This window comes from Sphingomonas sp. AP4-R1 (assembly GCF_013113735.1).
Lineage (GTDB): Bacteria > Pseudomonadota > Alphaproteobacteria > Sphingomonadales > Sphingomonadaceae > Sphingomonas_I.
Genome location: NZ_CP053346.1, coordinates 2502225 through 2520854, shown reverse-complemented (window position 1 = coordinate 2520854; position 18630 = coordinate 2502225). Strand labels below are relative to the sequence as shown.

The 18630-nt window shown below is 61.8% G+C and carries 17 protein-coding genes and 4 pseudogenes; 13 read left to right on the top strand and 8 right to left on the bottom strand.

Features of this window, described 5'->3' with window-relative positions:
• Positions 1-79 precede the first annotated feature (79 nt).
• Positions 80-739 (top strand): annotated as a pseudogene (locus HL653_RS11750) (IS6 family transposase).
• Positions 740-749: 10 nt separating this feature from the next.
• Here the strand turns inward: HL653_RS11750 and HL653_RS11745 are convergent.
• From HL653_RS11745 to HL653_RS11720, 6 genes and pseudogenes are all read right to left on the bottom strand, one after another.
• A complete protein-coding gene (locus tag HL653_RS11745; protein WP_301337969.1) occupies positions 750-1055 on the bottom strand; it encodes a hypothetical protein in 306 nt (101 codons plus the stop codon).
• A 270-nt stretch (positions 1056-1325) separates the two neighbouring features.
• The gene (locus HL653_RS11740) at positions 1326-1880 is read right to left on the bottom strand and encodes a hypothetical protein (RefSeq protein WP_171744677.1); all 555 of its coding nucleotides are present in this window, start codon (positions 1878-1880) and stop codon (positions 1326-1328) included.
• A gap of 335 nt (positions 1881-2215) precedes the next feature.
• Positions 2216-2410 (bottom strand): hypothetical protein, encoded by a 195-nt coding sequence (locus HL653_RS11735; protein ID WP_171744676.1) that lies wholly within the window; start codon positions 2408-2410, stop codon positions 2216-2218.
• Positions 2411-2485: 75 nt separating this feature from the next.
• Positions 2486-3718 carry an integrase arm-type DNA-binding domain-containing protein gene (locus HL653_RS11730; protein WP_171744675.1) on the bottom strand — a complete coding sequence of 411 codons (1233 nt, stop codon included), beginning with the start codon at positions 3716-3718 and terminating at the stop codon, positions 2486-2488.
• Between the two features lie 242 nt (positions 3719-3960).
• A pseudogene (locus HL653_RS11725) lies at positions 3961-4146 on the bottom strand (transposase); the annotation flags it as partial.
• A gap of 284 nt (positions 4147-4430) precedes the next feature.
• On the bottom strand, positions 4431-4748 hold the full coding sequence (locus HL653_RS11720) for a hypothetical protein (protein ID WP_171744674.1): 318 nt from the start codon (positions 4746-4748) through the stop codon (positions 4431-4433).
• 751 nt (positions 4749-5499) lie between these two features.
• Here HL653_RS11720 and HL653_RS11715 point away from each other — a divergent pair.
• Positions 5500-5790, top strand: a complete 291-nt coding sequence (locus tag HL653_RS11715) for an HU family DNA-binding protein (RefSeq protein WP_171744673.1) — start codon at positions 5500-5502, stop codon at positions 5788-5790.
• Between the two features lie 379 nt (positions 5791-6169).
• Positions 6170-6712 carry an SRPBCC domain-containing protein gene (locus tag HL653_RS11710; protein WP_253717938.1) on the top strand — a complete coding sequence of 181 codons (543 nt, stop codon included), beginning with the start codon at positions 6170-6172 and terminating at the stop codon, positions 6710-6712.
• A 490-nt stretch (positions 6713-7202) separates the two neighbouring features.
• On the opposite strand, the pseudogene istB reads toward HL653_RS11710, so the two are convergent.
• Positions 7203-7930: pseudogene (gene istB, locus HL653_RS11705) on the bottom strand (IS21-like element helper ATPase IstB).
• Positions 7920-9424: pseudogene (gene istA / locus HL653_RS11700) on the bottom strand (IS21 family transposase); the annotation flags it as partial. The pseudogenes istA and istB, both read right to left, overlap by 11 nt.
• Before the next feature lie 508 nt (positions 9425-9932).
• Here istA and HL653_RS11695 point away from each other — a divergent pair.
• The 10 genes from HL653_RS11695 (at position 9933) to HL653_RS11650 (ending at position 18310) form a co-directional block, all read left to right on the top strand.
• A complete protein-coding gene (locus tag HL653_RS11695; RefSeq protein ID WP_171744672.1) occupies positions 9933-11018 on the top strand; it encodes a LysR substrate-binding domain-containing protein in 1086 nt (361 codons plus the stop codon).
• Positions 11019-11315: 297 nt separating this feature from the next.
• The gene (locus tag HL653_RS11690; RefSeq protein ID WP_171744671.1) at positions 11316-11825 is read left to right on the top strand and encodes a rhodanese-like domain-containing protein; all 510 of its coding nucleotides are present in this window, start codon (positions 11316-11318) and stop codon (positions 11823-11825) included.
• A 168-nt stretch (positions 11826-11993) separates the two neighbouring features.
• Positions 11994-12485 carry a hypothetical protein gene (locus tag HL653_RS11685; protein ID WP_171744670.1) on the top strand — a complete coding sequence of 164 codons (492 nt, stop codon included), beginning with the start codon at positions 11994-11996 and terminating at the stop codon, positions 12483-12485.
• A gap of 4 nt (positions 12486-12489) precedes the next feature.
• Positions 12490-12966 (top strand): DUF6644 family protein, encoded by a 477-nt coding sequence (locus HL653_RS11680; protein ID WP_171744669.1) that lies wholly within the window; start codon positions 12490-12492, stop codon positions 12964-12966.
• 207 nt (positions 12967-13173) lie between these two features.
• Positions 13174-13590, top strand: a complete 417-nt coding sequence (locus HL653_RS11675) for a DUF6152 family protein (RefSeq protein ID WP_171744668.1) — start codon at positions 13174-13176, stop codon at positions 13588-13590.
• Entirely contained in the window at positions 13587-14426 is an 840-nt protein-coding gene (locus tag HL653_RS11670; RefSeq protein WP_216599986.1) for a hypothetical protein, read from the top strand. Before HL653_RS11675 ends, HL653_RS11670 begins: the two co-directional genes overlap by 4 nt.
• On the top strand, positions 14423-15412 hold the full coding sequence (locus HL653_RS11665) for a hypothetical protein (protein ID WP_171744667.1): 990 nt from the start codon (positions 14423-14425) through the stop codon (positions 15410-15412). Before HL653_RS11670 ends, HL653_RS11665 begins: the two co-directional genes overlap by 4 nt.
• A 60-nt stretch (positions 15413-15472) precedes the next feature.
• Entirely contained in the window at positions 15473-16633 is a 1161-nt protein-coding gene (locus HL653_RS11660; protein WP_171744666.1) for an amidohydrolase family protein, read from the top strand.
• Between the two features lie 61 nt (positions 16634-16694).
• Positions 16695-18074, top strand: coding sequence for a YeiH family protein (locus tag HL653_RS11655; RefSeq protein WP_171744665.1), 1380 nt, complete (start codon positions 16695-16697; stop codon positions 18072-18074).
• Positions 18071-18310, top strand: coding sequence for a hypothetical protein (locus HL653_RS11650; protein ID WP_171744664.1), 240 nt, complete (start codon positions 18071-18073; stop codon positions 18308-18310). The genes HL653_RS11655 and HL653_RS11650 overlap by 4 nt, the downstream gene beginning before the upstream one ends.
• Positions 18311-18630: the final 320 nt, after the last annotated feature.

The following is an 18630-nucleotide window of genomic DNA, read 5'->3' as shown; positions in this document are numbered from 1 at the left end:
AGCGGGCGCTGTCAGAGCTTCGTGGCGCTTGCTAGCCAAGCCGCCTTCCCCATTCCGCTGTTTCAACTCGTCGCCTGAGATCATCCGGCTCGTGGTACTCATGTATGTTCGCTTCCGGCTGTCTCTCCGGAACGTTGAGGATCTGCTGTTCGAGCGTGGCATCGACCTGAGCCACGAGACGATCCGCTTCTGGTGGAATCGTTTCGGCCCGATGTTCGCTGGTGAGGTTCGGCAGCGCCGGGTCAGCTACATGCGCGGCTTCCGCCAATGGCGCTGGCACCTCGATGAGGTGTTCGTGAAGATCAACGGCGAGACTCACTACCTCTGGCGCGCGGTCGATCACGAGGGCGAGATCCTTGAGAGCTACGTCACCAAGACCAGAGATAAGAAGGCCGCTCTCGCCTTCATGAAGAAAGCGCTGAAGCGCAACGCCTCGCCCGAGCGGGTCACGACGGATGGCTTGCGATCCTACCAAGCCGCCATGCGCGAGCTCGGCAATGGCGATCGGCAAGAGATAGGGCGACACGCCAACAATCGTGTCGAGAACAGTCACCTACCATTCCGATAACGAGAGCGGGCCATGCTGCGCTTCAGGCGAATGGCGAGCCTTCAGAAGTTCGCCTCTGTTCACGCCAACGTTCACAACCCTTTCAATCTCGAACGCCACCTCGTTGACCGACAGACCTACAAACTACGCCGCTCAGCCGCCCTGGCTGAGTGGCAAACCATCGTGAGCTAGGCCGCCAGCTTCAAAGACCATGCTCCAGCATGGAGAGATGAGTTCGAGTTAGACTGACAGCACCCCCGGCGCCCATCAGCGCGATGATCACGACCAGCTCACTAAAGCGTTCGGTCGCTTCCGGAAATCGCCACGGGAGAGGAGCCGGTCCAACCGCCATCAGGTGGTACAGTCCGGCCCCGATAGCGATGCAGACGATCGGAAGCGAGAGCGGCAACCGCTTGAGCGCGAGCGGCAGCCAAGCGACCAGCGCGATTAGCAGCCCCGCCGCCGTTAAAAGGAGGATGTAGGGATCGGGTGCAATGTGGTCAGGCATCAGTTTTGAACGACCAGCCAACGAGATCGGGCGCAGTCACCTGAATCTTCCGCGATCCCGACCGCTGGCAGCTTCAGCAACCTCGCGAAAAGCGCCGGTTGACGTAGGCCCACAAGAACAAACATCAGCTCTAGCGAGCCGCCTTAACCGCACTGAATGTCTGAAACCGGGTCATTCCGCCCGCCAGCTTATTGATCGAGCATGTGCCGTTCCGATCGCTCACGCGCCGCGATGGTACTGCTAACAGCCAGTTTGAGCTCAATCATTAAATTATCGGGTGCGGCTGGGCTGGAAGTGAACGAAGGCCCACCCCGCGAACAGGAGAAGCATCAGAGTGCCGAGTTGATAAGCCGTGGCCTTGCCCCGGCTTCCATAGATTTGCTCACCGCAGCTTTGCGCTACCTTGGTTTTTCGATTGTATCCAAGCATGAGCGCCGCGCCCAGGGTGAGCATGAGGATTGTCGGGACAAGCCCGGCGGTATCGATCCAGCGCCAAACCGGATCGTTCAGCGGCTTGATTGCAAACAGTGAAGCGGAGGTCAGCGCGGCTACTCCGGCAATCGCGCCCGCGACCTTAATCGCAACATACCCGAATGGGGGTGGTGAGATGGTACGGTCGCCAAAGAGGGCGTCGATCCCACACGCCGCCCAGATGAGTGACCACTCCAGCGTCGAGATAAGGAGCAGGAGCAAAAACGACAGGGCTGTCAGCACAGTGGCGATCACGGGTGATGCAAACGCATCGTCCCAATAGCCGATCAGGTGCCCGAGCTTGGCAAAGGGTTCCTGAACCAAGGCGGTGAACGGCAAACCCATCAGCATCATCGTGCCGAGCCAAAGACCCGCTGCAGTCCACATCACGCTACGGCCAAGCCTGGGCTTGCCGTCACGCAAGTGGGTCGTGTGGAGCGCTGGCGTGAGCCACAAAGGGACGGTCACCAACGCGAGCCAACGGTGCGGACCGGATCCTGTGAGTCCATCTGCCAGCCACCGATAGGGGTCTCGGATAAGAGCGGTCAGCCGCCCGGGCCAGGAACTGATATATGCCACGCTGCGAATATGAGCGGCCGTGAATCCCCGGTCAAATCTGCGACTGGCTAGCAGGGCATTTGATATCGGCACCCGCTCAACAACACACGAAGCAAGCAGCAGTCGATGGGTTACGCCATGTGTTGATCGTAGGCGGGCAGCGATGCCATGATATGGTTCGCCTCCGCCTCGGCGGCCTGCGCTGCGTCTCGAATAATCGCTGCATCTTTACCGTTGGTGACGAGCGACGCAACAAGCCTGCGTCGCTCCGACAAATCCCGCAAAGCGCGCGCACGCAAGCGTGCGCTATCAAGACACCCTTCCAAGCTTGCCCCCTATCGCCCCCGCGATGAGGAATTCTCCCTACAAAGATTGTCCGAATGGGCCACTTAAAACATGGCCTAACGCGCCATTAAATGCGCCATTTCCGATGAGCTCGAAGCTGCTTTGCCACCCTGAACCATGCGATTGATGGAGTCGGCCCAATCCTGAAGCATGCGCCTGCGGGGTGAGAGATAGAGAGCGGAGTTATAGGCGCTGCGGATCTCGTCCTCGTCGGCATGAGCAAGCGCCATCTCGATCCAGTCCGGCCGGTAGCACTCCGCCTCGTTGGCCCAGGTGGAGGCGAGCCCCCGAAAGCCGTGGACGGTCTGCCGCCCGCGATACCCCATCCGGTAGAAACGATAGATCATGGTATTCTGCGAGAGCGGCTTGTCGGGCCTTTCGCCGGGGAAGAGGAAGGCGCTGCGGCTATGCGCGCGCAGCGTCTTCAGCAGGTCGACCGCCTGGGTGGAGAGGGGCACGATATGCTCGCGCTCCATCTTCATGCGGTCAGGCGGCATCCTCCAGATCGGCTCCGGGCCGTCGAGCCGCTTGATCTCGGCCCATGTGGCGAGCCGCGTCTCACTGGTCCGCGCCCAGGTCAGCCGAGTGAACAATAGGGCGGCCCGCGTAATCGCGCGCCGCTTTGGATTCTCCTCGCCGTCATAGCCATCAATCGCGCGCACGAGCGCGGGGAGCTCGTCGATCCCGACACGCGGCATATGGCGCACGCGGGGCTTGGGCTTGAGCAGATCCGATAGATAGGCAGCCGGGTCGCTATCGGCCCAGCCTTGCGGAATCGCGAAGCGATAGACCTGGCTGACATGCTGCTTGAGCCGCCGACTGACGTCGAGCGCCCCCCTCGCCTCCACGCTCCGGATCATCGCGAGCACATCAGCCGGCTTGATCTGGCGAAGCGACATCGCTCCCAGCGCCGGGAAGGCATCGCGCTTGAGCCGCGCCATGATCCGGTTGGCATGGGCCTCGTCGAGCGCCTCGACGCGGTTCTGGTGCCACGCCGTGGCAGTTTCCTCAAACGTCTTCCCCGCAGGCGCTGTCTCCTTGGCGCCAGGATCACGCCCGGCCGCCAAGGCGAGCTTGGCTTCGGCCCGCTTCAGCCGAGCGTCAGCGAGGCTCAGATCCGGATAGCGGCCAAACGACAGAAGCTTCTCCCGGTCGGCGAAGCGATACTTCATCCGCCACAGCTTGGAGCCGGTGGGCCGGACGAGCAGGTAGAGCCCGCCCCCATCGGCGAGCTTGTAGTCCTTCGAACGCTTGGTGGCGTAGCGGGCTTCCAGTTCCTTGAGGGCCATGGGGGTACCTCCGTTGCTGGATCGGAGCGTACCGCTAGAAATACCCCCGCCGTCAAATCGACGTCCTGGGGTTTTCTGGGCCTCGGACGGCCTGCTGCGGACGTCGCGACTCGGGCCTAAGCTGTGGAAAGCAGGCATAGAAAAACCGCCGCAGGATGTCCTGGGCGGTTTTGGTATGGATGGTGTTGGTTGCGAGGACAGGATCAGATAAAGGTCGTAGTTATGCGCAACCGAGATGCGGGTTTGACGTCGAGAACATAGCCGTTGCACGCACGTCGCAGCGTACCCGCCATGTCGCCCACGCTGTACACCGTGTCGGCGGCTACCCATGAGAACGGGACATCGGCAGCCAGTGCACGCCGGATCACGTCGTTCGCCAAGGCGGGCTTCGTAGCGAAGGCGATAGTCTGCGGGACATGGGCTGCAGCGTCTTGATCTTGGCATAGCTTAATCCAGTAGACTCATAGATGGGCCGGCTTTAGGTTCTCGTTACCGGAACGAGAGGGATCTATGGGATCCAATGATCGCTTAGCCGAAGAGGAGACCCGCTATTGGCGGCGTCGGCTATATGAGCATAACGCTTTGGCTAATGCTGCTAGCGATGAAACTACTCGGAAGATCCACTTTAGCTTGGCAGCTCGATGCCGTGAACGCGTCGCCCAGTGGGAAGCGAGAATGGCGGCCAGTCGGTCTATTGGCTGGCCACGCAATCTTAACGGGGAATAGGCACAATCGCGCTGACGAATGTTGCTGCCCCCAGTTTGCTGACAGTACCTCGCGGATTGCCAAGCCGCAGCCTTCCGTCGGGGGCGTTGCGCGCTTCTCCCTTCAGAACCCTAATGATCGCAGTGCCAAGGTTGGTCCCGAGGGCCAGCGCGATTCCCGCCGGTATGTCACGGACACCGTGGGGCGAGAGCCTCATCGCGAGCAGGACGATCGCAACGCTCGAATACGCTGCCCAGGTCAGGATGGTGCCAAGCAGGACGATGAAGATGATGTGGGTCGAGAGGGCTACGAAGACGCTATGCATCCTGCGGGCGCCGCGGGAGATGCGTGATTCATAGGGAGCCAGCTTTGATGGAGGCTGGCGATGGAGAGGATTTGCAGCGCGATCTGGAACGCTGGCTTGAGCCTTATCTGCGTCGAGATAGTAGCGAATGAGAGCGCAGCCGGTAAGTTATCGCCTCGCGAGCGGCCATGGCGCAGACTGTCGCAGTAGGGGGGACGACCAGCCACACGCCGCAACGCTCATTGATGCCGGGATGGTCACGGATGTACCCTTCGAGGATCTCGTGGCGAGCGCTGTCGACGCAGAGCGAAAGTGTGTCCCAGTCGGGATAGTCGTCCAGTCCCATCCCGGGGGTCTAACGGCCGCGCCGATCGGAGCGAAAAGCTTTTGATGACCTTCGGCGGAACCGCCAGACATTCTCTTTACGCACGGACCCTATGTTGACCAGACCGTACGACCGCAAACAAGCGGAAGGCACGACGGCGCACAAGGACACCCGAGGAAAATACCTCCTGTGCTCACAACTCAAGACTCGCGACGACTAAAAAGACGACTTCGTTCACGCATCCCGTCCCATCCCGCAGGAACCGAAACCAAAGTCCAGCATACCCCCATGACTAATCTTATAGCCCCTTAGCGACTGACATTGACGTCTCGGAACTCGAAACCTGCCGGAATGTTGTGAATTTGGTGGTCGTAAGAAATTTTGTCCCCACGGAACATCGTTGTCCGTTCGGACAAATTTCCTAGAATTGCGCGGAAGGGGCTTTGGATGAACAAGCAAGAGCTGATCAAAGAGATCGCGCACGACACGGGTATTGATCGGAACGAGGCTAAACGGATTCTTGAAACCTGCCTTCACAAGATTGCTGACTCTCTCCGACAGGGCGAGGAGGTGAGGTTCGTTGGATTTGGCAGTTTCTCCGTCGCAACGCGGAAACCCTCAGCCGGTCGCAACCCGCGGTCAGGTGAACCGATCGAGATCGGCGCCGTGGCTAGGCCAAGGTTCCGGCCGGGGAAGCTGCTAAAGCATATGGTGACACGAGACGGTTCGACCGCCTAGAATTACTCGGTGGGCTGCGCGTTTCAATTGCTCGATGACACCGCCATCCACCGTCCGCGAGAAGTCGAGCTCGCAAAGCGCAGCGATTACCTTCTCCCGCGACATCAGCGGCTACGGCAATGCCTATACGTGGTCGTCCGTTGCGCGGGCGGTTGATCGGGCGATTCCAGAACGCAGGGTTTTGCCCTTGCTGGCGAAATTTCACACGAGGCGGAGATAGCCCTGTATGAGCGCCTTCGCCAGCAGGGGCGCATTCGCGCCAGATCAACAGCAATTCGATAGTGGCTGCCACTTTATGGGGCGCGGTCTGCGGCATTTGACCATAGAGTCGTAGAGCATTTTCGTCCATGCGTGCTGCAGATCTCTTCGATAGCGAAGCGTGTCGATCGAACCCCACTTTGTTGAGAGGAAGAAAAATACGGCATTGGCGTTCTTGGACCTTCCGGTTAGCGACCATATGATGACATCCCGGACCCATGCTGCGTCGCGAACCCTCATTGCACCGCCCCGCGCCATATTTCGGGCTTTCCTGGATCCGGAAGTCATTCCGAAGTGGCGGGTGCCGGCGCAGATGGATGCCAGGATCCTCTCGTTCGAAGGTCGCATCGGTGGTGGGTATCGCATGGAGCTCATCTACCGGTATCCGGCAAAAGCAGATCCCAAATCGACTGGCGACAGCGACATCGTCGAGGCCAGGTTTGTCGAACTGGTCCCTGACGAAAAGATCGTCGAGGAGTTGGTATTTGAAGGCGCTGATCCGCGTTTCATGGGCAAAATGACGCTCACCACGACGCTGAAGGCTGTGGCCAACGGCACGAAAGTGAGCTTTCAGGCCGAGCAGGTGCCATCCGGCATCAGTGAAGCCGATCATGTCGCCGGCATGGAATTCGCGTTGAAAAATCTCGCATTCCTACTGGAATAAGGATGAGCGAGTGAGGCGGCCGGATGTGCTGTCTTGATACCCAAGAGCTTGCCGCCGGTGTCACCGCGCAATTTTGGGCCAGGTCAGCCTCACGATCAAAGACGGTGAGCAAGGCGTTGTACCGCAGACCGCGTGGCCATCTTGAAAAGTACGGCATAGGGTTGGCTGATGAAGATCAAGGGCATGGTGGAGATGCGGCCACCCGTCATCTAACGCAGGCATTCCGACGGATATGACCTCTTGCCCAGTAGCAGTCTCGACGATGCGCTCCCTCTCCAGCCATGCAGCAGGCCCTATGGCCAGACCGCACCCGAGCGTTGTCAATTAGCCTCCAAAAAAGGACCCCCTATCGGCGTGCAAAAGGGCCCCTCTGTTGAGCGGCCTGAGCGGTATGAGGGTCGCAGCATCCGCGCTGGTCGCGACGTAGGGCGGGCGTAGCCCGACCGGAGGCCCGACCAGCGCGAAGTGTTTCGCTCAGGCGCTCTGGGCGTCAGCTGCGATGTTTGAAGCGCCAGCTATCGTTGCCGGTTTCGACGATGTCGCAATGGTGGGTAATGCGGTCGAGCAGCGCGGTGGTCATCTTGGGGTCGCCGAAGACGGTCGGCCATTCGCCAAAGGCGAGGTTCGTGGTGACGATGACCGAGGTACATTCGTAGAGCTTGCTGACGAGATGGAAGAGCAGTTGCCCGCCCGACCGTGCAAACGGCGATAGCCGAGCTCGTCGAGCACCACCACCTCGAGCCGGGATAGCTGGGCCGCAAGCGCACCAGCCTTGCCTAGGCGGGTTTCTTCCTCGAGCCGGTTCACCAGGTCGACCGTGTTGAAATAGCGTCCGCGAGCGCCCTCTCGCACGACATTGGCAGTGACGGCGCTGGCGAGATGTGTCTTGCCGGTGCCGGTACCGCCGACCAGCACGATGTTGCGACAGCCGGCAAGGAACGAGCCGCTGTGAAGCGACCGCACCAGTCCTTCATTGATGGGCGTGCCATCGAAGACGAAGGCGTCGAGGTCCTTCACCGCTGGCAGCCTGGCGGCCGACATGCGATAGCGCACCGACGCTGCATGACGGTGGGTTGCCTCGGCACGCAGCAAATCCGTCAGGATTTCCATCGTCGTTCGGTTGCGTTGCAGGCCGGTGGTCACCGCCTCGTCGAAGGCGCCAACCATGCCCTTGAGCCCAAGACCCATCAGGGCCTTCATCATCTCCTGCCGCTGCATGGAGGCCTCGCAGGCTGTCGTAACGGTTGCAGTCCGCTCGTGATGGATGGCGCAGTATAAGATCCTCGGGCGTGACAATGGCAGCGGCCGGGGCGGCTCACGATGTCGGGCTAGAATGTTCAGGATGATGTCGTCGCTGGTGACGCCTGCCACCAACGCCTCTTGCACGGCAGCTTCGACCGCCTCCAGCCCATCATCGAGTACGGCCGCCAGCACGCGGACGAACCGCCGGTCGGCGTCGTCTCCAGCGCCGAGCTTGCGTCGCAGCCGAGACAGCGCGGGGGCAATTCCGAGTTTACAAACGGCGCACCGTTGCGCAGCGCGCCGGGTTTGGTCACCAGCACCGGCAGGTAATGCCATGGGTCGTAGATCGTCCGGTCGCGCCCGAAGAAGCGGGGATGGTCGGCGACAACCACACCACCGCAGCGCACGACGATGCGGTCGGCATAGGCACGGACCTGTACCGTGCGACGCGCGGCCTTGGCCATGACGGAATAGCGGTTGCGGTCGAAGCTTATCAGGCACGTGCCGCTCACGGAATGCTCGCTCTCGTAAAAGCCGTCGAAGGGCGCAACGACCGGCGGGAGGGCATCTCGTTCCGCGACCCAAGCCTGAGCGACCGTCAGCTCCTTCTGCTCAGGATGCTGGCGCATATCGGCCCAGCGACGGCACTCCGCATGCAGCAGCCGCTCAACTCCTCAATGCTGGTAAAGCGCAGGCGCGGTTGGAAAAAACTAACCACGCGCCGTCTGCACCTGGTTCTCGACCTGACCCTTTTCCCAACCGGCAGCCGGCGAGCACGCCGTCAGCTCGACCATGTAGTGGTTCGCCATGACGAGGAACTATCGGTTGAAGACGCGTTCCTTGCCGATGAACACGGTCGTCAGACCGTTTTCATGTTGTCGTAGATGCCGCGCGTCGGCACTCCGCCGAAAAAGGCGAAGGCCCGCGCATGCGCGTCGAACAGCGTTTCCTGTGTCTCGCGAGGATAGGCCCGCACATACATCGTCCGCGACGCGCACAACCGCACATGCGCCACCTTCACGCGCATCGGCTTGCCGGCGATCTCGACATCCTCGTGGCTCCAGTCGAACTGGTAGGCCTCACCCGGTCGGAACAGCAGCGGAATGAAAGCTGGCGCGTCCATCACATCGCGTCGCCGCGCCTGACGCCAGCGAGACGCATATCTGCGCACCGCATCGTACGAGCCGTCAAACCCTCGCGTAAAAGCAGGTCGTGGATACGCGTGATGCGCAGCTTCTCACGCCGGGGCCGCGCCCCGTCCTCCTCCAGCAGCGCATCGAGCCGCGCTTGAAACGGCCCCAATTTCGGTAACGGCTGCACCTCACGCCGGTACGCGATGTCCGCCTCCGGTGCCCGGATCGCCTTACGAACCACCTTACGCGATAAATTCAGGTCGCGCGCTATCGCCTTGATGGCTTTGCCCGACGCGTGCTCGCGCCGGATCCTCAACACCGTCTCCAACACCAACATCCTGATCTCGCCGCCTGACACACCGCCAAGCGAGCAGCCTAGATCACGGAGATGAGGGGTCCTTTTTCGATGTCGATCACACCGCTACCGGGGTCCCTTTTCCACGCCGATCCAAACCGCCTGATCGCAGGGATACGACGCTACATCCCTGACAGTAGCAGCGGTTAAACGCATCGAGCTGACCTTGACGTGGTCCGGGCGCTTCGGAGCCAATCCCGAGGGTTTCGTGTTTCCGATTGGCCTCCCCAGTTTTTGCTACGCGTTCATGATTTTCGAACGGCTGTTTTGGGAAACAGTTCAGAGGTCAGTAACCTGCGATTGTCAGCTAGCAGTCTGCAGCGTCGAAGGCGCCCATTTGGCAGCCAGCAGCGCTCCTCGTGATATCTCAATCCGGATATCTCTGGCTTGCCGGCATAAAGCCATTCTTGTTTGAAATCCTACGATATCGGTAGGAAATAACCCCATAAGATTTTCCAGGGTGATTTCAATTTTACAGGGGGAAACGGGGGTGACGCTTGCCCAATTACGCTATTTGCTGGCCATCGTTGATGCCGGGCTCAACATCACCGTCGCAGCAGAGCGGGTCAACGCCACACAGCCGGGGTTATCCAAACAACTGAGGCAGCTTGAAGAACAGCTAGAACTAAGGCTGTTTGTGCGCCGAAGCCGTAATCTGGAAAGGTTGACACCGGCAGGGGAAGAGATTGTCCGGCGGGCACGCATCATTGCCGGTGAAGCGGACGACATCCGCAAGTTCGCGCTGAGTCAGCGTACCGCGCAGGATGGCTCGCTGCACATTGAGACCACCCATATTCAGGCGCTTTTCGTGCTGCCCGACGCACTGACCTCGCTCAGAGCGCAGTTTCCAACGCTAGATGTCACGCTGGGGTTCGCGGCCGATGTCGACGATGCATCGGAACGTTTCCGTTCTGTGGATCTGCGGATGTTCAGTACCGACGGCTCGCGCCCAACGGGCGAAATCACGATCCCCCTCTATCATTGGAATCCAGTCGCGATCGTGAAGACAGATCACCCGATCGCGCGGCAGTCCGTGCCGATAACGCTGGAGATGCTCGCGGCATTTCCGCTGATCACATACGACCATTCGAAGACCGCCCCTCTTTCCATGGCGCGCACGTTCGTCGAAGCGGGGCTCTCGCCGCGCTTCGCCTTCACCGTGCGCGAGGCCAACCTTATCAAGGCGTCGGTCCGAAGTGGCACCGGTATCGGTCTGTTGGCGGAAATGGCGGTGGACGCCGAGGCGGATCGCGATCTGCACGTGATCCCGCTCGCCGGGCTTCTTCCCCGGTGCACGACATGGGCCGTGCTGCGCCGCGATTGCGTATTACGCGATTGCCTCGTCCATCTGTTGAGTTCGCTATCCGGACTGACGCCGCTCGTGATCCGCCGTCTTATCGCGGGAGACGTGGAGCCGGATGCGGTCTTCGCCAACGTCCGCACCTGGTCGGATGCGACGGCATTGCCGCGAGCGAAATCGTGGGAAGGCGCCCGGCCGATCCATCTCGTACCAACGCAAGACCTCGCCGGCGCGCCTCGCAGCGCAATCTCCACTCCCACGCGTCAATATGCCTGAACCAGCCGGATGAATGCCGTAATTCGCGCGAATGCGATCCGGCAGGAACTGTAATCTCGGTATAACCAGATGTTCTTTTCCAGCGCGCGGTCACGGGAATATCCGCTCTTTATCGGCATGTTCGGTCCCACCCGTGCGCCAGCCACTTTCCGCCGCCGGTCGACCTGCGAAGGGCGGTCGCGCCGTATATCCGCATCGTTACTCCATAAGGACGGCGGATGCGGGCGTCCGTTCCTGGCAACCGATTGAGCCGTCCGCCCCGAAGCGTAACCCTCCTCCTGTTAAAGGTGCCGAAAAATGCTGGATTATCCGAAGCGCTTCCCCACGCCCCTCCTCGCGCGCATCGTTCGCTCCGCGACGCTCGCCGCAGCACTGACTTTTGGTGTGGCCGCATCTGCTCAGGCGCCGCAAACGCCGCCGCTCACGGCAGCCGAGGCGGCGATCAAGGTCCTCGACCGGGCACAGGTCGATGCCCTTCTGGCGAAGCCGGATAAGGTACTAGTCCTCGACGTTCGTCGCCCGGAAGAGTTGAGCAGCATCGGTAGCTTTCCGGTCTTCCTCAATATCCAGAATGCGGATCTGGAGCGGAGCCTTGGCTACATCCCGCGTGATCGCCAGATCATCACCGTATCGAACCACGCCCATCGCGCGATCCGCGCCGCCGCCTTGCTGACAGGCAAGGGATTCCGCGTGGCAGGCGCGGCGGGCGTGCAAGATTACGAAGCGCAGGGTGGCACGTTGAGCGGCAAGAAAGTCGCCGGTCAGCCGGCCCCTGCCCCGGCTGGAAACGGCGCGCACGCAAACTGACCGAACATCGATCGCAAACGCTGGCCTTTTCGTCAGCCGTAAAACCTCGCTCGCTGCAAAGCCCGGTCTGTCTCGTCGCTTGACGGCAGGCCGGGAAGCCAGCGCGCGATCGTCCCGAAACCTGACGCCCCGCCGCACGCCCGCCCGGATCGGGCCCGGAGATAGAACATGTTACGAGGTCTTTCCGCGGAGATCGCGCGTACCTGGATATCGGGGCAGATCCAGAGTCATCTCTGGGTCGTTCCCGCCGTCCAGTCCGTCCACATCCTGGCCATTGCCGCTTTGGTTTTCGCATCCTTTTCCGCCAACCTCGCCGTCGTGCGGAGCCCGCAAGCCACGCGGGCGCTGCCGTGGCTGACCAGCTCCTATCGCTGGACGTGGACCGCTCTGGCGATTTTGCTGGTCTCGGGTGTCATTCTGATCACCGGCGAGCCGAAGCGATCGCTGATGAACATCTTTTTCCGCATCAAGCTGGTTCTGGTGATCGTCGCGGCAGTGCTGACGGTAATCCTCCAGCGATCACTCACCAGCGCGAACCAGGATCGACTGTCACGCGGAACCCAGATTGTGCTGGCCGCCATCTCGATCACGGCATGGGTCGCGATCCTCTTCTGTGGGCGCTTCATCGCTTATTTCGGCGACCTTTCGGGCGGGGAATGACGATATGACCGACTTTTTCGCGTGGCTGGAAAGCACGCCCCCTGCCGCCGCGATCGCCGAATCCGCGTGGTTGTTTCCCACGCTGGAAACTCTTCACGTGCTGGGGCTCTCGTTCGTCGTGGGATCGATCGCCGCGTTCGATCTGCGGATCCTCGGCATCGCGTGGCCTGCGCGTCGGTTGGAAACGCTCGCCCACGACATCCTGCCCTGGACGTGGGCCGGGTTCGGGATCGCAGTTCTGACGGGGGTTCTGCTCTTCAGCAACGCGGCAACCGACTATGTCCAGAATCCTGCGTTTCTCGCCAAGATGGCCTTGATGGCGCTCGCGGGCCTCAACGTCCTACTCTTCCACTTTCATCCCCATCAACGCCTCTTTGCGGCTGAAGGCCACGTCTCGCCCCTGCTTCGCGGTAGCGCTGCGATTTCGCTCGCTTCATGGACGGCGATCGTGGTGCTGGGCCGTTGGATCGGCTTCGTCTGAAGTGCATCCAGGCCGATCGCGTCAGAACGATCGGCTATGTGATCTTCCAATAAGTTTTGATTGTTTCTGAGGTGATCTGAGTAGGGTGGCTCGTCAGAAAATCGGGCGGGCACGCTGCGCGTACGAGCCTCAACGTCCGAAACCGGCAGGAATCGACAGCATTCCGCCACTCCAATTCACCCACGCGCCACCGGCCGAGGAGCCATCATGCGTTTTCCCAAGTCCCGCATCATCTGGGCGCTCAGTATGACCGGAGCGCTGGCGGGTGCCGCATCCGCCCATCATTCTTTCTCGGCCGAATTCGACGCCGCCAAGCCGATCACCGTGAACGGCGTGATCACGAAGGCGCGCCTCGTGAACCCGCACAGCTGGGTGTATCTCGACGTCAAGAACAAGGATGGTTCGGTTACCAACTGGGGCTTCGAGTTCAGCACGCCCGCCGGCTTGCGCGAAAAGGGGCTCGGCAAGGAGGATCTACTGCCTGGAACCGCGATCCGCATCGACGGCTATCGCGCCAAGAATGGTGGTCCCTTCGGTTATTCCCGCCTGGCGACCCTCGCGGGCGGACGCGCCATCCAGACCGGCGGCGCCATGGATGCGCCCGCTCCGGCGGCAGCACGATGATGCGGGCATCGATGCCGTGGAAATCGGCGGGCGGGATCCTGCTCGCCGGTATCGCCGCTGTTGCACTGAACGGTGCGACGAGCGACGCCAGGAGCCCCTCGGGGAAATCGCAGAACCCGGATCAGGCCCAAACCCATCCCTTGGCGCAAATCCCGCGTCTAGCGAGCGGCAAGCCCGATTTCTCGGGCATCTGGCAAACGCTGAGCGAAGCCGATTATGATCTGGAGCCGCATTCCGGACGCCGCGATGCGCCCCCGAGCGCCGGCATCGTCGAAGGCGGGCAGATCCCCTATCTGCCGAAAGCGCTAGCGCAAAAGCAGCATAATTTCGCGGCCCGCGCCAAGGACGATCCCCGTCTGAAATGCTGGTCACTCGGCGTGCCGCGCAGCGTCTATTATCCCGCGCCCTTCCAGATCTTCCAGCGCGATCGCGATCTGACGCTCGTGCATCAGCTCGGCAATCAGGTGCGGACCATCCACACCAACGAGACGCAGCATCCCGAGAGCGTGGAATCGAACTTCTGGCTCGGCGATTCACGCGGACATTGGGAGGGTGACACGCTCGTCGTCGATGTCACCGACAATAATGACGAAACATGGCTCGACCGTGCCGGAAATTATCACAGCGAAGACCTCCACGTGGTCGAGCGCTGGACGTTCGTGGACAAGGACACGATCGCCTATACGGCAACGCTCGACGACAAGAGTGTCTTCTCACGCCCCTGGACGATCCATGTTCTGCTCAACCGCCGTCGGGACAAGAACTTCGAGCTGATCGAAGATTATTGCTACACTTTGCCATACGACGAATATTATCCCCACAAGGGAGGGAAATGACGATGCGTCGCCTCCACGTCCTCCTCATCGCGAGCGCCTCTTTGACGGCGTCGCTCAGTATTGCCCAGACGCCTCCCGCGCCCACGCCGGGGCAGCCCCGGCCGGGCGGCGGGATAGGGTTCGCCAAAACGGTGCCGCAGATCGCATCCGGCGCGTGGAATGGCGCGCGGCTTGCCGATGGTCAGCCCGATATCGCCGGGCATTGGTCGAACACGATCGCCAATCACAGCAACTGGACGGATCCGCAGGGCGGTGCGCCCGGCGAGAAACCGCGAGGCCCCGAGCGACCGCGCGACCAGCGCGCACCCAGCCGCGTGTCCGATCCCGCCGACGGGCAGGTGCCGTATCTTCCCGCCGCACGCGCCCTCCAGGAGGATTTCGCGAAGAACTTCGCAAACCCGACCAAGCCGCAATATATAGAGCCGCTCGCCCGGTGCGCTCCCGGCGGCGTTCCCAAGTCCTTCATCTGGCACGGCTACGAGATCCGCCAATATCCCGGCTATCTGGTTTTCCTGTTTAATTCCGGCACGCGTATCATCCGCCTAGACGGCAAGCCGCATCTTCCCGCCAACATCAAGCTATGGAATGCGGACTCCCGCGGCCACTGGGAAGGCAATACGCTCGTCGTCGACGTTTCCAACAACAATGCCAAGGCGCTGTTCGGTCGTACCGGCGACTTCGCCAGCGAGAATGTCCACATCGTCGAGCGCTACATTTTCGACAATGACGGCAAGAGATACAATTACGTCGCGACCTTCGAAGACCCTACCGTCTATTCGCGCCCGTGGACCGCAACGATCCCCGCGCGCCGCTATACGGAGGCGGACCCAGCCGGCGGCGAATGGCATTATGAGGCGAACGTCGCCAACCGTCCAGGCAAACCGCTGCTGCACGAAAGGATGGAGCGGATGTGCGTCGAGAATAACGGCCCGTTCGGCGGAGGTGCCGTAGGCGTGCCGCTGACCGACCCGATCATCGATCGCTAGCACCGGGCGGGCGTGTCGATACGCCCGCCACCCGCCACAGACATCGTGTTGCGAGACGCCATGATCCTGACCCGTAGAAATCTCATCGGGGCCGCACCCACACTGGCGACCGGCCTCATCATCGGTCCGGGCCAAACCGCTCCACGCACGTCCGCTACTCCGATCGTCGATCTGCACAGCCACTGGATCTCGCCCAGCGCAGTGGCTGCGCTGTCTGCCCGCAGCTTCGGACCGCGCATCACCGTCGACGCCGACGGGACGCGGGCACTCCATCGCAGCACGGCGGGTCAATCGACCCCACCCTTCCCGCTAGGTCCGCAATGGTTCGACATCGACGCGCGGTTGCGCCACCTCGACGAGATTGGCGTCGTGCATCAGCTTCTCTCGTGGCCGACGACGCTGGGGATCGATCCAGCCATATCGGCGGCGGAGTCGCGGACGCTGTGGCGGTCCTATAATGACGATCTGGCCATCGCCGTGCGCTCGGCGCCGCGCCAACTTAGCGGCCTGGCCGTGCTTTCGACTTCGGATATCGCCTGGTCGGCTGAAGAGTTGAAGCGCGCGCACGGCGATCTAGGGCTGATCGGAGCGGTCCTGCCTGTCAACGGCTTCGCCTCGCTGGAAGCAGCTCGCCATTTCGCTCCGGTGTTCGAGGTCGCCCAGCGCGAAAAGAGCCACGTCTTCCTCCACACCGGCTTCGCGCATCAAACCGTTCCCGGCCAGCCGGTCAGCCCGCTTCATGCAGATGCGATCGAGACGCGCGGCGCCCTGGATACGGCGACCCAATTCGCCTCCTCCGTGATCACCCTGGCTTATACCGATTTCCTCGACGCCTATCCGGACATCACGATCCAGGTGGCGATGCTCGGCGGATCGGGGGTCGCCGCCCTCATCGCCGAGGCGACATCCCTGCCGGGACGGACCGGCGAACCGCGTAAAAGCCGCTTCGATCGGCTCGTCCTCGATACCGGCGCCGCAGGCCAGGGGCCTGCCGCCATCGCCGCGGCGTCCCGGATCCTGGGGGCCAAGCGGATCGTCTTCGGATCGGACTTCGCTCCGGGCACGAGCATCGCCCCCGTGATCGCGAACGTCCGGGCCGCGCGTCTCGCGCCTGCGGACGAAACGCAGGTCTTCTACGAGAATGCGCGCCGGATCCTTGGCCATCACGGCGTGTCGCTGCCGGAGATATCCTCAGCTTTACGCGGCCGGCAGGCCCACTGAAAATGCTGCCCTCCGCCGCCTCGCTTTTACGTGTCCGGTCGACACATTGGGGGATCATACGATGACGACGCCAATCACTGTGAAGCCCTCGGGCGGCCTTGGCGAATTGTGGCGCAAGGATGATTGGTGGGCGATCTGGATCGGCCTCGCCGTCGTCGTCGCCAGCATCCTCCTGTTCCAGACCGGAGCGAGCCTGCGCTGGCTTGCCGTGACCCCTCCCAAATGGTCGAGCGTGTCGCAGGTGACGGCCGATCTGGCGGATCATTGGCCACGCTATATCGCTCAATTCGGATTCTGGCTGGCAGCCTTTTCGCTCGCGCTGGGCTTGCTCGGCTTCAGGCTGAAGCACTTCGTGCCGGCCTTCGCGCTGCTCTATGTGGCCGCCTATGCGATCTTTATCATCGGTCAGTGGGAAAATGCGGCAGCCTACAATCTTGAGCCGCCGCTGATCGCGCTGTTTCTGGGGCTCGTCGTCGCCAATCTCGGTGGCCTGCCCCGATGGTTGGATGCCGGCTTCCGGGGCGAGCTGTATGTGAAGACGGGGATTGTCCTGCTTGGGGCCACGGTTCCCCTGTCGCTGATCGCACTAGCCGGGCCGACCGCGATCCTACAGGCGTCGATCGTCTCGCTGGTCACCTTCGGCGTCATCTACGCAATCGCCGTCCGGGTCGGGCTCGACCGCCCCTTTGCCGCGACTCTGGGCGTCGGCGGTGCGGTGTGCGGAGTCTCGGCCGCGATTGCGGTGGCGGCCGCTGTGGGCGCCAAGAAGGAGGATACGGCGGTCACGATCACCACGGTCGTGCTGTGGGCCATCGTCATGATCTTCCTGCTGCCGTTCGTCGGCCGGCTGCTGCATCTGCCGACCGGGATCGCCGGAGCCTGGATCGGCACGTCCGAATTCGCGGACGCAGCCGGCATAGCGGCAGCGCAGGCCTATGGCGGTTTCGCAGGCAAGATCGACGGGATCGCCGGCACGCCGGACCAGGCCGTGCAAGCTTTCACGCTGATCAAGGTGGTCGGCCGGGACGTGTGGATCGGGATCTGGGCCGTCATTCTCGCGATCGTCTCCACGACGCGGTGGGAAACGCAGTCCGCCGGCAACGGCCCGGACGCCCGCGAAATTTGGCGCCGCTTTCCGAAGTTCGTGATCGGCTTCTTCCTGACCTCCGCTCTCGTCACGGCCGCAACCTCGGCCCTGTCGCTGGAGGCCTATAATAAGATCGCGGTTCCGGGCTTCATCGCGCCGGTGAAGGATCTGCGAACCTGGTGCTTCATTTTCTGTTTCCTGAGCATCGGCCTCACGACCCGTTTCCGTGATCTCGCGGCGGCAGGACGGCGTCCGCTGATCGCCTTCACGGCGGGTGTGATCGTGAACGTGATCCTCGGCTACATCCTGTCCGTCCACGTTTTCGGAGCCCATTGGGAGAGCCTTGGTCAATGACGCTGACCAAGGCGCTCACCAGAGTGCGGCGCCTGTTCCGCCAGCCTGCGGAGGGGTGCGTGTCCTGTCGTCATTATTCCAACGATCCCCATCAGATGGAAGCCGCGCTGCCAGGGCTATCGGCCATGGCCTCGGCCCAATCTTCAGTCTGGGCATCGAGCGGTCTTTGCCTGCGCCTCGACCGGGTCATCAACGGCCGGCGCCGCTGCGCGGCCTTCGAGCCGAGCGACGGCTGAACTGCCAGCAATAAAGATCGAACTGATCCGTCCCTTCCGCCTCAACATATCGCCTGCGTTATGTCGAGGTTACCGGATGTTCTTTCCGTAGAATGAACGATTCTCATACCAGCTCAGTCGAAAGGACGGAGCTATTGGTAATCGATCTACCGGCATGATGCGCACGAGCCAGGAATGCTTGGCACCAAGCCGATATCGATCCGCCGCATCTCCGTCCTGACGACCGGCCTTCAGCCAAACCAGGCCGTACCCACGGTCGATGCCCGGTCGTGACCGGCAGGGAGAGGGCATCGGCCAGCAACGTGCCCCCCCGCCTCTGA